Here is a 12,874-nt window from a genome sequence, read left to right on the forward strand (position 1 = left end):
GAGAACTGGCCCGTCACGGGCCATTCTGCGCGCACGGTATGCCCTGTGACCTGGAGACACAAACATTCGCGCAAAAAAACCGTTGTGTCCCAACGAATTCGCCCCTGCCGGTGACCCGGCAGGGGCGAATTGCAGAGTTCGACTACTCAGATCGACTAAAGGACGACGACCGGCTTGAAAGCCGGACGGCCCTTCTCGTACGCGGTAATCGTCTCTTCGTGGCGCAACGTCAGTCCGATGTCGTCGAGGCCTTCCATGAGGCGCCAGCGACTGAAATCGTCGATCGGGAACCCGTATGCGGCGTCGTCGACTCGTACCGCGCGGGCTTCCAGGTCGACCGTGATCTGCTTCTGCGGCTCGCTCTCGGCGAGATCCCAGAGGCTTTCAATGATCTTTTGGTCGAGCTGGATCGGGAGCAGGCCCTCCTTGAGGGAGTTGCCCCGGAAGATGTCGCCGAACCGGGAGGCGATGACGGCCTTGAAGCCCCAGTCACGCAGCGCCCAGACGGCGTGCTGCCGGGACGAGCCGGTGCCGAAGTTCGGGCCGGCCACCAGGATCGTGGCGCCGGCGTGGGCCGGCTTGTTCAGCACGAAGTCCGGGTCCTCACGCCAGGCGTTGAAGAGGCCGTCCTCGAAACCGGTCCGGGTGACCCGCTTCAGATAGACCGCCGGGATGATCTGGTCGGTGTCCACATCAGAGCGGCGCAGGGGCATGACCGTGCCGCTGTGGGTGACGAACTTGTCCATGGTTCTGGTCCCCTTCTCTACAGGTCCGCAGGAGCGGCCAGCTTGCCGACCACGGCGGTGGCGGCGGCGACCTGCGGCGAGACCAGGTGGGTACGCCCGCCCTTGCCCTGCCGGCCCTCGAAGTTGCGGTTGGAGGTGGAGGCGGCGCGCTGGCCGGGGCTGAGCGTGTCCGGGTTCATGCCCAGGCACATCGAGCAGCCGGCGAAACGCCACTCGGCGCCGGCCTCCTTGAAGACCTGGTCAAGACCCTCGGCCTCGGCCTGCTCCCGCACCAGGTACGAGCCCGGCACGATCATCATGCGGACGCCGTCGGCCACCTTGTGACCACGGATCACGTCGGCGGCGGCGCGCAGGTCCTCGAGCCGGCCGTTGGTGCACGAGCCGACGAAGACCACGTCGACCGGCACGTCCCGGAACGGGGTGCCCGGCGTGAGGTCCATGTACGCCAGAGCGCGCTCGGCGGCGCCACGCTCGACCTCGTCCAGGAAGTCCTCGGGGGCCGGCACGACACTGTTGAGCGCGGCGCCCTGACCCGGGTTGGTGCCCCAGGTGATGAACGGGCTGATCGTCGAGGCGTCCAGGATGATCTCGGTGTCGTACTCGGCGTCCTCGTCGGTGGCGAGGGTGTTCCAGTACGCGACGGCGGCGTCCCAGTCGGCACCCTGCGGCGCGTGCTCACGGCCCTTCAGGTACGCGTACGTGGTCTCGTCCGGCGCGATCATGCCGGCCTTGGCGCCCCACTCGATCGACATGTTGCAGATGGTCATCCGGCCCTCCATGGAGAGCTTGCGGATGGCCTCGCCGCGGTACTCCACGATGTGGCCGTTGCCGCCGCCGGTGCCGGTCTGCGTGATCAGGGCGAGGATCAGGTCCTTCGCACTCGTTCCCGGTGCCAGGTCGCCGACCACCGTCACGGCCATCGTCTTCGGCTTGGCCTGTGGCAGCGTCTGGGTGGCGAGCACGTGCTCGACCTCGCTGGTGCCGATGCCGAAGGCGAGCGCGCCGAACGCGCCGTGCGTCGCGGTGTGCGAGTCACCACAGACGATCGTCATGCCGGGCTGGGTGAGACCGAGCTGCGGGCCGATCACGTGCACGATGCCCTGGTTCACGTCGCCCAGCGGGCGGATCTGCACGCCGAACTCGGCGCAGTTCTTCCGGAGCGTCTCGATCTGCGTCCGGGAGACGGTGTCGGTGATCGTCAGAAGATCGCCGCGGCGGGTGTTGAACGACGGATCCGCGTACCCGGTCGGGGTGTTGTGGTCCTCCGTCGCGAGCGTGAGGTCGGTCCGGCGGACCGGGCGACCGGCCATCCGGAGACCGTCGAACGCCTGCGGGCTGGTGACCTCGTGCAGCAGGTGCAGGTCGATGAAGAGCAGGTCCGGCTCGCCCTCGGCCGTGCGCACCACGTGGTCATCCCAGACCTTCTCGGCCAGGGTCCTGGGTTTCCCGCTCTGGGGAGTGACTCCCACCATCTGGACATCCTAAATTCTGGAATGTATGTTTCGGCTTGTGGGACACAGTATGAGCGGTGTCGGCGTTCTCGACAAGGCGGTCGTCATTCTTGCGGCCTGTGTCGACGGCGCCAGCCTGGCCGAGTTAGTCGAGCGTACGAAGCTGCCGCGGGCAACCGCACATCGCCTGGCACAGGCCTTGGAGATCCATCGGATGCTGGTCCGGGACACCCAGGGAAGATGGCGTCCAGGCCCCCGCCTGGGCGAGCTGGCGAACGCCGCTCCGGACGTGTTGCTGACCGCGGCGGAACCGCTGTTGTCCGCATTGCGGGACGCCACCGGGGAAAGCGCGCAGCTCTACTTGCGCCGTGCCGACGAACGCATCTGCGTCGCCGCGGCCGAGCGCGCGAGTGGTCTTCGTGACACCGTTCCGGTCGGTTCGGTGCTGCCGATGGTCGCCGGTTCGGCCGCGCAGATCCTGCTCGCCTGGGAGCCGCCGGAGGCGGTCATGCCGCTGCTGCCGCGATGCAAGTTCACCGGACGCACCCTCGCCGAGGTCCGCCGCCGCGGCTGGGCACAGAGCGTCGCCGAGCGTGAGCCGGGTGTGGCAAGCGTCTCCGCGCCGATCCGTGACCGCACCGGGCGGGTGATCGCGTCAATTTCAATAAGCGGTCCGATCGAACGCCTCGGCCGCCGCCCCGGCGAGCGCCACGCGATGGCCGTGGTCCGCGCCGGCCAGCGCCTCTCCGGTCTGTAACCCCCGCCCTCCTACCGATCTTGTGGACTTCCGCAGCACCGCTCCCGCGCAAGTCCGCAAGATCGACGGTAGTCGAGAGGTGACGCTAAGCTGCCGCCGTGCTGCTCTTCGGACTCGATGATCGGCTCTTCGGACGCGAATCCGAGTGCGCCACCCTCGACGCCCTGATCGCGGGGGCGCGATCAGGGCGCAGCGCGGCCTTGGTGCTGCGCGGCGAGGCCGGCGTCGGCAAGACCGCCCTCCTTCGGTACGCCCGAAGCCAGGTCCCGGACGCCCTCACCATCCGAGGAGTCGAGTCCGAGTCCGGTTTCCCCTACGCCGGCCTGCACCGGCTGCTGATCCCGCTGCTCCCGGGCCGGGACCGGCTCCCGCCCTCGCAGCGCGCCGCCCTGGAGGTGGCCTGCGGCCTCGCCGAGGGCCCGCCCGCCGATCTGTTCCTGGTCAGCCTCGCGGCGCTGACCCTGCTCGCCGCCTCACCCCGGCTCTGCATCGTCGACGACGTGCAGTGGCTCGACAACGAGTCGGCGCGCGCGCTCGCCTTCGTCGCCCGCCGCCTGCACGCCGAGGGTGTGGTGCTCCTCTTCGGTCTGCGCACGGCCGTGGACGACCCCGGGCTGTTCGCCGGGGTGCCGGTGCTGGAGGTCGCCGGGCTGACCCGGGAGGCAGCGATGGCGCTGCTCTCCGACGTCGTCGCCACCGATCTCGACCTGGTCCTGGCCGAGCAGATCGCCGAGTCCACCGGCGGCAATCCGCTGGCGCTCACCGATCTGGGCCACGAGCTCTCCGCCGACCAGTTGCGCGGCGCCTCGTCACTGCCCGAGCCGATCCCGATCGGCAGCCGCCTGGAGGCGCACTACTCGGCGCTGGTAGGCACCTATCCCGAGCCCACCCGCACCTGGCTGGTGCTGATCGCGGCCGGTGCGGGCAACCGCGCCGAGCAGATCCTGGAGGCGGCCCGGCTGCTGGGCACCACTCCCGAGGACGCCGCACCGGCCGAGGCGGACCGGCTGGTCACCGGCTTCCCACCGGTCGGGTTCCGGCATCCGCTGGTGCGTTCCGCGGTCTACGGCGACGCGCTGCCCGCACAGCGCCGGGCCGTGCACGACGCCCTGGCCTCGGCGACCACCGATCCGGCCGAGGCCGACCGCCGGGCCTGGCACCTGGCCGCCGCAGCGGCCGCGCCGGACGAGGCGGTCGCCGCCGAGCTGGAGCGCAGCGCCGACCGGGCCGCCGCCCGGGGCGGGCACACCGCGCGGGCCGGCTTCCTCACCCGCGCCGCCGAGCTGACCCCGGACCCGGCGGCCCGCGCCGGCCGCCAGGTCGGTGCGGCCGGTGCGGCGATGACGGCCGGGGCGCCGGGCCGGGCATTGCTGCTGCTGGACTCGGTGGATCAGCAGCACCTCACCGGGGCGGCGCTCGGCTCGGCGCTGATGACACGCGCCTACGCCAACATCAACACCGGTGTACCGACCGGCGTCCGGGACGCCTCGGCGATGTGCCTGGCAGCAGCGGAGGCGTTCGGCGACGACCGGGACCAAGCCCGGCTCGCCGGGGTGCAGGCCATCGAGCACGCGCTCACGGCCGAGCACCGCGGCGCGGTGACCGAGGACGAGGTCGCCGCCGCGGCCGCCTCGCTGACCGCATCCGATCCGCCGGCCAGCGCCGGCTCGGCCGATCTGGACGGGCTCATCCTGGCCGGATACGCGGCCTTCATCGCCGGCGGATACCGGAGCGGTGTGCCGGCCGTGCACCGGGCGGCCACCGCGATCGCCGACCCGGCGGTTCCCGACGAGAAGCTGCTCGCCCGGTTCGTGATCGGCGTCAACTTCTGCAACCTCACCTGGGACCAGGAGGCCAAGCTGACGATCCTGGCCCGGGCCGAGGCGGCGGCGCATCGCACCGGGGCGCTGCACGCTCTCGACCTCGTCCACTTCATCGGGGCCATGACGGAGACTGTGCTCGGCCGGCTGAACCACGCCGACCGGCACGACACCGCGGGTCAGCGGGTCCGGCGGGCGATCGGCGCCACCACCGAGCAGGAACTGGTGTGGCGTCATCCGGAGCTGGTGGCCTGGCGCGCGCCGGCCGGCGTACGGGAGACCGTGCCGCACGCCTTGCAGGTCTTCGAGATGCTGAACCTCGGCGGGATGCACGCGGTCACCCGGCTGGAGATGGCCATCCTCGACATCGCCGAGAGCGACTGGGTTTCCGCCCGCGACAGCCTGCTGACCATCGTCAGCCTGGGCCGGCCGCATCGGTACGCGTGGGCGCTGCCGGAACTCGTCGAGGCCGCGCTGCGCGCCGGTGACCGGCCTACCGCGAAGCTGGCGTACACGGACCTGGCCCTCGCGGCCGGCGCCTCCGGCACGGTCCACGCGCTCGGCGTGCTGGACCGGTCGCGGGCCCTGCTCGCCGGCCACGACCGGGCCGAGATCCATTACCGGGCCGCGATCGAGCGCCTGGACGGCACGCCGATGCACGGCGACCTGGCGCGCTCCCGGTTGCTCTACGGCGAATGGCTGCGCCGCCGACGACGACGTCGGGACGCTCGCGACCAGCTCGCCGTCGCCCTGGAGATGTTCGAGGCGGTCCGCGCCAACGCGTTCGCCCGTCGTGCCGGACAGGAGTTGACCGCACTCGGCGAGAGTGTGCTGTCACCCGTACCCGAGAAGGAAGAAACGGCCTTGACCCCGCAGGAGGCCGCTGTCGCGCGCCTCGCGCGCGACGGGGCGACCAACGGGGAGATCGCGGCGCATCTGTTCCTCAGCGCGAGCACCGTCGACTATCACCTGCGCAAGATCTTCCGGAAGCTCGGCGTCGCATCACGGCGGCAGCTGCGCGAGGTCTTGCAGGACTGAACACGCAGTTTTGCGTGCCGCACCGCGTGGTCTTGCAACCAGGACTACGTATCGCACGGGATTCGGGACTGGGCGCGTTCCCACGAGGATCTGGTCATGGGATACGTCACGGCTGCGGACGGGGCCCGGATCTTCTACAAGGACTGGGGATCCGGCCGTCCCGTCGTGCTCAGCCACGGCTGGCCGCTCACCGCCGACAGCTGGGAATCGCAGCAGTTCTTCCTGGCGTCCCACGGCTACCGCGTGATCGCGCACGACCGGCGCGGGCACGGCCGTTCCACACCGGCGTGGCACGGCAACGACATGGACACCTACGCCGACGACCTCTCCCGCCTCATCGAGACCCTGGACCTGCGTACGGTCACCCTGGTCGGTTTCTCCCTCGGCGGCGGCGAGATAGCCCGGTACGCCGGGCGGCACGGCACCTCGCGGATCGCTCAGGTGGTGCTCGTCGCGGCGGCGTCACCGTCGATTCCCGGTGAGATCGCCGGCATGCTGCGCGCCGGTTCACTCGCCAACCGGTCCCAGCTCTACCAGGACCTCGCCGATGGGCCGTTCTTCGGCAACAACCGGCCCGGCGCCGACGTCTCGCCCGGCGTGCGCGACGCCTTCTGGCTGCGGGCCATGACGGCGTACGCCCTGCCCGACTGGGGTGCCGTCTCCGACTGGGCCGTGCTGGACGTGCCGGTGCTCGTCATCCACGGCGGTGACGACCAGATCGTGCCGTCCGCCGCCCGCGTCTCCGGCGCCGAACTGCTGGTCTATCCCGGCGCGCCGCACGGCATCACCGAGACACACCACGAGCAGCTCTCCCGGGACCTGCTCACTTTCCTGAACTCGTTTTCCACCTGAGAAGGAGCACGACACACATGAAACCGATCGTTCTTGTCCACGGGTTCTGGGTGACACCGCGCAGCTGGGAGAACTGGATCGCGCACTACGAGGCCAAGGGCCACCAGGTCATCGCACCGGCGTACCCCGGCTTCGAGGTCGAGGTGGAGTCGCTCAACGCCGACCCGGCGCCGATCCTGGCGGTCACCGTGCCGCAGATCATCGCCCACCTGGAAGAGGCCATCAAGGCCCTGCCCGAGCCGCCGATCATCATGGGTCACTCGGCCGGCGGCGCGTTCACCCAGATCCTGCTCGACCACGGGTTCGGCGCGGCCGGCGTCGCGATGAACTCGGCGCCGACCGAGGGCGTCCGGGTGGTGCCGCTCTCCCAGGTGAAGTCCACGTTCCCGGTGCTGAAGAGCCCGGCGAACCGGCACAAGACGGTGCCGCTCTCGTTTGAGGAGTGGACGTACGCGTTCACCAACACCTTCACCGAGGAGGAGTCCCGGTACCTGTACGAGCGGTACGCCATCCCGGCCAACGGCGGCATCCTCTGGGGCAGCGTGCTGGCCAACTTCCAGCCCGGCCACCAGGACACCTGGGTCGATTACCACAACGACAACCGGGCGCCGCTGCTGTTCGTCTCCGGCTCCGAGGACCACATCATGCCGCCGGCGATCCAGGAGTCGAACGCCAAGCACTACAAGTCGAACACCATCACCGAGCGCAAACAGTACGAGGGTTACGCGCACCTGCTGCCCGCGCAGAAGGGCTGGGAGCAGATCGCCGACGAGGTGCTGGACTGGGCTCTGCGGCACGCCCTATGAATCTTCAGATAACCCACATCGGTGGCCCGACCACACTGATCGAAATCGACGGTGTGCGCCTGCTCACCGACCCGACCTTCGACGACCCGGGCCGCCGGTACGCCTTCGGCCTCGGCACGTCCTCGGTCAAGGTGGCCGGACCGGCGCTGCGACCCGACGAGCTGGGCCGGATCGACGGAGTGCTGCTCTCCCACGACCACCACGCCGACAACCTGGACGACGCCGGCCGCGCGCTGCTGCCGTCCGTACCGGTGGTGGTCACCACGGTGAGCGGGGCTGGTCGCCTGCTTGGCAATTCCCGCGGGCTCGCCCCCTGGGAAAGCCTTCTTGTCGCCGGCTTGGAGATCACCGCCACACCGGCCCGGCACGGCCCGCCCCTGAGCCGGCCCATCGTCGGCGACGCCATCGGGTTCGCGATCCGCCCGCCCGGCTCGTCGTCGGTGATCTGGATGACCGGCGACACCGTGCTCTTCAGCGGCGCCCGCGAGGTGGCCTCCCGCTTCACCGTCGACACGGTGCTGCTCCACCTGGGCAAGGTGCAGTTCGGGTTGACCGGCCCGATCAAGTACACGATGAACGGCCGGGACGCCGCCCAGCTGATCGCCGAGGTGAAGCCCCGCAAGGTGGTGCCGGTGCACTACGAGGGGTGGTCACACTTCCACGAGGGCCGCAAGGAGGCGGAGGCGGCGTTCCCGCCCTCCACCCTGACCTGGCTCACCCCCGGCATCGCCGAGCCCGTGTGAACGAAACGGCCCGCATCAACTGATGCGGGCCGTTCTCATTTGGTAGTCCCGAAGGGATTCGAACCCTCGCTACCGCCTTGAGAGGGCGGCGTCCTAGGCCGCTAGACGACGGGACCCCTGCCGCGCGATGCTTTCACCCCGTGCGGCGGGCTGAACTCTATCAGGACCAGCGCCGACCCCGAAATCAGCCTCAACGCGCGCCGAGAGGCAAGCACGGGCCCCGTGCACGGCTGGCCGCCCCTCACCGTTGTTCGTGTGGCGGGCGCGGGGTCAGTCGTCGGTCGAGCACGGGTTCCGAAATTCGTGCGGTACGGCCGGCCCCTCAACCAGAAACTCACAAGGTCTGGACGAAGCCTGCGCGGCATCAGTCGGTTTGGCGGGGTTCGCCCGAAGTTTTCGAGGGCCGGGGACCTAGCGTGTCGACTTGGGGCGCGGTGTGTTGACTTAGGGTCCGGTGTGTTGACTTGGGGTCCAGCGTGTTGACTTGGGGTCCAGCGTGTTGACTTGGGGTTCAGTCCGCACCCAATGTCCACACGCGCCCCGCACGACGGCTGCTCGTGTTGACTTCGGGTTCGAATCGCACCCTAAATCAACACGCATTGAGGCGGCGGAGGCGGCGGCGGGCGAGCGCGGCGGTTTGCGGTTCATCGGCGACCTGTTCGTCGCGCTGAGTGTCGTGCCCGCAGGTATCACAGGCAGATTGGTAACTGGCAGAGCCTGGAGGCCCCACCATGCTCCACACATGCGCGACCGTCCCGACTCGCCGTGACAGCGCGTAACGCTCCGCGGCCAGAAGTATCCAAGATCACGGAGTGGCCGGCTCGGGCCTCTCGGCGGAACGCTGGGCAACTGCTTGCGGGGACACCAGCCTATTTAGCCAGGGTCAACACAGTCACGCCGCCCGCGAGATAGCGCTGGCAACCAGCGGGACCAGCCGCCGGGGTGGTGAGCCGAGTCGCGCGGAAACGGCGAGGCTCGAGTGGGCAGAAGTTGCCAAATCTGTACCGCGGCCGCTGAATGCCACGAGACCACGGCGCGCCGCTGAGTGCCGCAGCGCGGCCGCCGAGTGCCACGACCCGGCCGCGGTGCCGGGCGCCACCAATCACGGCGTGTTCGCTGGCTTCAACGAGACGGCCGCGCGCCGGAAGCCCCGGATCGACAACGGCGGCGCGCCGGAAGCCCGGGATCGACAACGGCCGCGCGCCGGAAGCCCGGGATCGACAGCGGCGGCGGGGTGGGAAAGGGAACGGCCCGCATCAGATGATGCGGGCCGTTTTTCCTGTAGTCCCGAAGGGATTCGAACCCTCGCTACCGCCTTGAGAGGGCGGCGTCCTAGGCCGCTAGACGACGGGACCAGGTACTGCCTTTGTAACCAACCGCGCTGTGAAACATCCAGCGCCCACTCCCTCGCGGGAATGATGCGCTGGGGTACCAGGACTCGAACCTAGACTGGCTGAACCAGAATCAGCTGGGCTGCCAATTACCCCATACCCCATTTGGCCCTGCTTGCTGAGCCGTTGAGAACTTTACCTGAACCCTCCCGGCCCACCAAATCGGGTTACCGAAATAGATCCGCGTGACTTCGCGCCCACTCTTCGTAGGTGGTCGCCGGGCGGCCCAGAAGATCAGCAACGGTGGATACCGCAGGTTGCGGGTACTCCAGCAGCTGGGCGAGCCCGTCGAGGTACCACTCCCCGTACTCACCCATCGTGGCCGTGAACTGTGCCCGGGCCTCGTCGCCGGTCAGCTCGACGTACGTCAACTCCCGGCCGAGCGCGCGGCCGATCGCCGCGACCTTCTGCCGGCGGCTCAGCGCTTCCGGACCGGTCAGTTCGTACGCCTTACCGAGGTGCCCGTCCGACAGCAGCACCCGAGCGGCCACCGCGGCGATGTCCTCCTGTGCCACCGGCGCGTTGACGACGTCACCGAAGGCGTCCCGCACCACGTCGCCGGCACGGATCTGCGGCGCCCATAGGTCGGCGTTGGCCATGAATTCGCCGGGCTCCAGGTGGGTCCACGGCACGCCGGACGCTTCGACCCCGTCCTCGACTGCCTGCCAGTGGTCGCCTTTCGCGCCGGCCATGTCGACAATCACGCGTACCCCTGCCTGGGCAGCGAGCCGGCACACCTCCGGAGCGGAAGCGGGGTGCGGAGCGAGGTACATCCGGTCGACGCCCGCAAGGGCGTCGACCAGGGTTTCCGGCCGTCCGACGAAACCGCGCGCCACCTCGACCCCGGCGGGCAGCTTCGCCTTGGCGGGATCGACGGTGAGCGCGCGGACATCAGTGGCGCCGAGGGCGAGCAGCTCGTCGACGACCATCCGGCCCACGTTCGCGGTGGCACCAGTGACCAGGATTCTCATTCTCCGTACGCTATACGGAGAATGAGATCCACAGTGACCCTCACCAAGGTCAGTCGAGGGAGACGACCGGGTTCCGCAGTTCGCCGATGCCCTGGATGCTCACCGACACGGTGTCGCCCGCGACGATCTGGCTGACCCCGGCCGGCGTCCCGGTGAGGATGATGTCGCCGGGCAGCAACGTCATGACGTGCGACACGTAAGAGATCAGGGCCGGGATGTCGAAGACCATGTCCTTGGTACGCCCGATCTGGCGCACCTCCATGTTCTGCGGATCACGGCCGACCTCGCAACGCACCTCGATGTCGCTCACGTCGAGGCCGGTGACGATCCACGGACCGATCGGGCAGAACGAGTCGAAACCCTTGGCCCGGGTCCACTGCGGGTCCTTGCGCTGCAGGTCCCGGGCGGTGACATCGTTGCCGCAGGTGTACCCGAAGATCGCTTTCTCGGCGCCGGCCCGGTCGACCCGGCGGGCGCCGGTCGCGCCGATCACGACGGCGAGTTCAGCCTCCTCCTCGACCCGCTCGGTGACGCTGGGGATGCGGATCGCGTCGTTCGGCCCGATCACCGAGGTCGACGGCTTGATGAAGATGAGCGGCTCCTTGGGCACCTCGTTGCCCATCTCGGCCGCGTGGTCGGCATAGTTGCGACCGATTCCGATCACCTTGCTGGAGAAGATCGGCGCGAGCAGCCGGACGTCGGCGAGCGCCCAGCGCTGCCCGGTGAGGCGAACCTCCTCGAACGGCAGGCTGTTGATCTCGGCCACCGTAAGGCCCGAGGAGCCGTCGCCCTCGACGACGCCGAAAGAAACTCCACCGGCATGAACAAAGCGGGCGAAACGCACGGTAACCCCATCTCTAGGAACGCTGATTCGCCTCGAAATCTACGCCGGGTGTGACACCTCGCCCGACCCCGCGCCCAAGCCCGTTTCCAAGCCCGTTCCCAATCGCGGGAACGGGTTCAGTGAGAAGACCACCTCGATCGGCACCCCGAAGTGCTCGGAGATGCGCAGCGCCAGGTGCAGGCTGGGGCTGAACTCGCCCCGCTCCAGGTAACCGACCGTCTGGTAGTGCACCCCGAGCGCGTCCGCGAGCTGCCGCCGGCTGATCCCCCGCTCGGCGCGCAGCATCGCGATCCGGTTGAACGTGACCTCGCTGCCCATCGCTCCCCCAAAGCATCCGGAGGTCCTGAACCTTGGTCATGTCCAGCACACTATAAATCCTGTAGTAGATATACTACATAAACGAGCAGCCATACTTCATGACGGTGTGAGTCGATCGGCGTACCTAGGGTGGCGGAACTCATTCGCGCCAAACGGTGATCGTGTTGATCGCCTTGGCTATATACATTGGTGCGATGGGGATCAAGCAGGTGAGGGCTCTCACCACCACGCTGCCCTCGGTCGCCTGGATACCCCTAGCCCGAGCGCACGCTGAGCGCGCCGACGACATGACCGCGGGCCACCGTGCCCGCCGTTCGGCGAACGAGAAGCACGCCATAGAGGATTTCCTCTACGACTACTACGGCACACGCCCCAACCAGCTGCGCCGCTGGCACCCCGGAGTCGGCACCGGCCTCGCCCCGGCGCCGGCCGGCCTGCCCGAGCACGCCGGGTGGAAGTTCTACGTGAGCCACCCGGACGGCGTGGTCACTCTCAACCAGGACGCCTTCCTGGCCGCGCGCGGCGAGAGCGTGCGGTACATCCACGGCCTGCTCACCGCGACCGCGTCCCGCCCGGTCTTCTCCGGCTGCTTCGGCCTGCACGAGTGGGCGATGGTCTACCGCGATCCGGAGCACCGCCACGAGCTGCCGCTGCGCCTGGGCCAGGCCGAGACCGACAAGGTGGTGGAGCAGCACACCATCCGCTGCACCCACTTCGACGCGTTCCGGTTCTTCACCCCCGAGGCGGTCGGCCTCAACCGGCTCCAGCCCACCCGGGCCACCCAGGTCGACCTGGACCAGCCCGGTTGCCTGCACGCCGCGATGGACGTGCACAAGTGGGCGCAGAAACTGGGTCCCGCCGTGCCGGGCGCGCTGGCTCTGGACTGCTTCGCCCTGGCCGGCGAGATCCGCCTGCTCGACATGCAGGCCAGCCCGTACGACCTGGCCTCGTACGGCCACCCGCCGGTGAAGATCGAGACCCCGGAGGGCAAGGCGGAGTACGTCGCACGCCAGCGCGAGTTCGCCCGCCGCGCGGCCGGGCTGCGCAGCCGGCTCATCCGGGTCTGCGAGGAACTGCTGGGCCCGGAGAACGCCGCCCAGAACCGCGAGGCGGTCGCACCCTTCAACCAGCGCTGAC

11 protein-coding genes and 3 tRNA genes are annotated in these 12,874 nt (G+C 69.2%); 6 read left to right on the forward strand and 8 right to left on the reverse strand.

The features are described 5' to 3' along the window. Positions 1 to 155: 155 nt before the first annotated feature. Both leuD and leuC read right to left on the reverse strand, forming a co-directional pair. The gene (gene leuD, locus ACQP2E_RS33520) at positions 156 to 746 is read right to left on the reverse strand and encodes a 3-isopropylmalate dehydratase small subunit (protein WP_433826989.1); all 591 of its coding nucleotides are present in this window, start codon (positions 744 to 746) and stop codon (positions 156 to 158) included. Positions 747 to 763: 17 nt separating this feature from the next. Further along, the gene (gene leuC, locus ACQP2E_RS33525) at positions 764 to 2,218 is read right to left on the reverse strand and encodes a 3-isopropylmalate dehydratase large subunit (protein WP_433826990.1); all 1,455 of its coding nucleotides are present in this window, start codon (positions 2,216 to 2,218) and stop codon (positions 764 to 766) included. A 49-nt stretch (positions 2,219 to 2,267) separates the two neighbouring features. Here leuC and ACQP2E_RS33530 point away from each other — a divergent pair, with 49 nt between their 5' ends. From ACQP2E_RS33530 to ACQP2E_RS33550, 5 genes are all read left to right on the forward strand, one after another. Further along, entirely contained in the window at positions 2,268 to 2,954 is a 687-nt protein-coding gene (locus tag ACQP2E_RS33530; RefSeq protein ID WP_014447202.1) for an IclR family transcriptional regulator, read from the forward strand. A 98-nt stretch (positions 2,955 to 3,052) separates the two neighbouring features. Then, positions 3,053 to 5,812 carry an AAA family ATPase gene (locus tag ACQP2E_RS33535; protein ID WP_433826991.1) on the forward strand — a complete coding sequence of 920 codons (2,760 nt, stop codon included), beginning with the start codon at positions 3,053 to 3,055 and terminating at the stop codon, positions 5,810 to 5,812. Between the two features lie 96 nt (positions 5,813 to 5,908). After that, on the forward strand, positions 5,909 to 6,664 hold the full coding sequence (locus ACQP2E_RS33540) for an alpha/beta fold hydrolase (RefSeq protein ID WP_433826992.1): 756 nt from the start codon (positions 5,909 to 5,911) through the stop codon (positions 6,662 to 6,664). Between the two features lie 17 nt (positions 6,665 to 6,681). Continuing rightward, the gene (locus ACQP2E_RS33545; protein ID WP_433826993.1) at positions 6,682 to 7,470 is read left to right on the forward strand and encodes an alpha/beta hydrolase; all 789 of its coding nucleotides are present in this window, start codon (positions 6,682 to 6,684) and stop codon (positions 7,468 to 7,470) included. After that, positions 7,467 to 8,213 carry an MBL fold metallo-hydrolase gene (locus ACQP2E_RS33550; protein WP_433826994.1) on the forward strand — a complete coding sequence of 249 codons (747 nt, stop codon included), beginning with the start codon at positions 7,467 to 7,469 and terminating at the stop codon, positions 8,211 to 8,213. Before ACQP2E_RS33545 ends, ACQP2E_RS33550 begins: the two co-directional genes overlap by 4 nt. A gap of 40 nt (positions 8,214 to 8,253) precedes the next feature. Here the strand turns inward: ACQP2E_RS33550 and ACQP2E_RS33555 are convergent. From ACQP2E_RS33555 to ACQP2E_RS33580, 6 genes are all read right to left on the reverse strand, one after another. Next, positions 8,254 to 8,329, reverse strand: a tRNA-Glu gene (locus ACQP2E_RS33555). A 1,166-nt stretch (positions 8,330 to 9,495) separates the two neighbouring features. Then, positions 9,496 to 9,568 (reverse strand) — tRNA-Glu (locus ACQP2E_RS33560). Positions 9,569 to 9,636: 68 nt separating this feature from the next. After that, positions 9,637 to 9,708: transfer RNA gene (locus ACQP2E_RS33565), tRNA-Gln, on the reverse strand. Positions 9,709 to 9,771: 63 nt separating this feature from the next. Continuing rightward, positions 9,772 to 10,575 (reverse strand): NAD(P)H-binding protein, encoded by an 804-nt coding sequence (locus ACQP2E_RS33570; RefSeq protein ID WP_433826995.1) that lies wholly within the window; start codon positions 10,573 to 10,575, stop codon positions 9,772 to 9,774. Positions 10,576 to 10,624: 49 nt separating this feature from the next. Further along, on the reverse strand, positions 10,625 to 11,419 hold the full coding sequence (locus ACQP2E_RS33575) for a fumarylacetoacetate hydrolase family protein (protein ID WP_433826996.1): 795 nt from the start codon (positions 11,417 to 11,419) through the stop codon (positions 10,625 to 10,627). 39 nt (positions 11,420 to 11,458) lie between these two features. Next, positions 11,459 to 11,737 carry a helix-turn-helix transcriptional regulator gene (locus ACQP2E_RS33580; RefSeq protein ID WP_433826997.1) on the reverse strand — a complete coding sequence of 93 codons (279 nt, stop codon included), beginning with the start codon at positions 11,735 to 11,737 and terminating at the stop codon, positions 11,459 to 11,461. 194 nt (positions 11,738 to 11,931) lie between these two features. On the opposite strand from ACQP2E_RS33580, the gene ACQP2E_RS33585 reads away from it, so the two are divergent. Further along, positions 11,932 to 12,873 carry a 3-methyladenine DNA glycosylase gene (locus ACQP2E_RS33585; RefSeq protein ID WP_111654279.1) on the forward strand — a complete coding sequence of 314 codons (942 nt, stop codon included), beginning with the start codon at positions 11,932 to 11,934 and terminating at the stop codon, positions 12,871 to 12,873. Position 12,874 lies beyond the last annotated feature (1 nt).

The organism is Actinoplanes sp. CA-015351 (assembly GCF_050955685.1).
Lineage (GTDB): Bacteria > Actinomycetota > Actinomycetes > Mycobacteriales > Micromonosporaceae > Actinoplanes.

Excerpts from the sequence above, each read along its gene's own strand:
- leuD (WP_433826989.1), bottom strand. The coding sequence starts at position 746 with ATGGACAAGTTCGTCACCCACAGCGGCACGGTCATGCCCCTGCGCCGC.
- leuC (WP_433826990.1), bottom strand. The coding sequence starts at position 2,218 with ATGGTGGGAGTCACTCCCCAGAGCGGGAAACCCAGGACCCTGGCCGAG.
- ACQP2E_RS33530 (WP_014447202.1), top strand. The coding sequence starts at position 2,268 with ATGAGCGGTGTCGGCGTTCTCGACAAGGCGGTCGTCATTCTTGCGGCC.
- ACQP2E_RS33540 (WP_433826992.1), top strand. The coding sequence starts at position 5,909 with ATGGGATACGTCACGGCTGCGGACGGGGCCCGGATCTTCTACAAGGAC.
- ACQP2E_RS33545 (WP_433826993.1), top strand. The coding sequence starts at position 6,682 with ATGAAACCGATCGTTCTTGTCCACGGGTTCTGGGTGACACCGCGCAGC.
- ACQP2E_RS33550 (WP_433826994.1), top strand. The coding sequence starts at position 7,467 with ATGAATCTTCAGATAACCCACATCGGTGGCCCGACCACACTGATCGAA.
- ACQP2E_RS33570 (WP_433826995.1), bottom strand. The coding sequence starts at position 10,575 with ATGAGAATCCTGGTCACTGGTGCCACCGCGAACGTGGGCCGGATGGTC.
- ACQP2E_RS33580 (WP_433826997.1), bottom strand. The coding sequence starts at position 11,737 with ATGGGCAGCGAGGTCACGTTCAACCGGATCGCGATGCTGCGCGCCGAG.
- ACQP2E_RS33585 (WP_111654279.1), top strand. The coding sequence starts at position 11,932 with ATGGGGATCAAGCAGGTGAGGGCTCTCACCACCACGCTGCCCTCGGTC.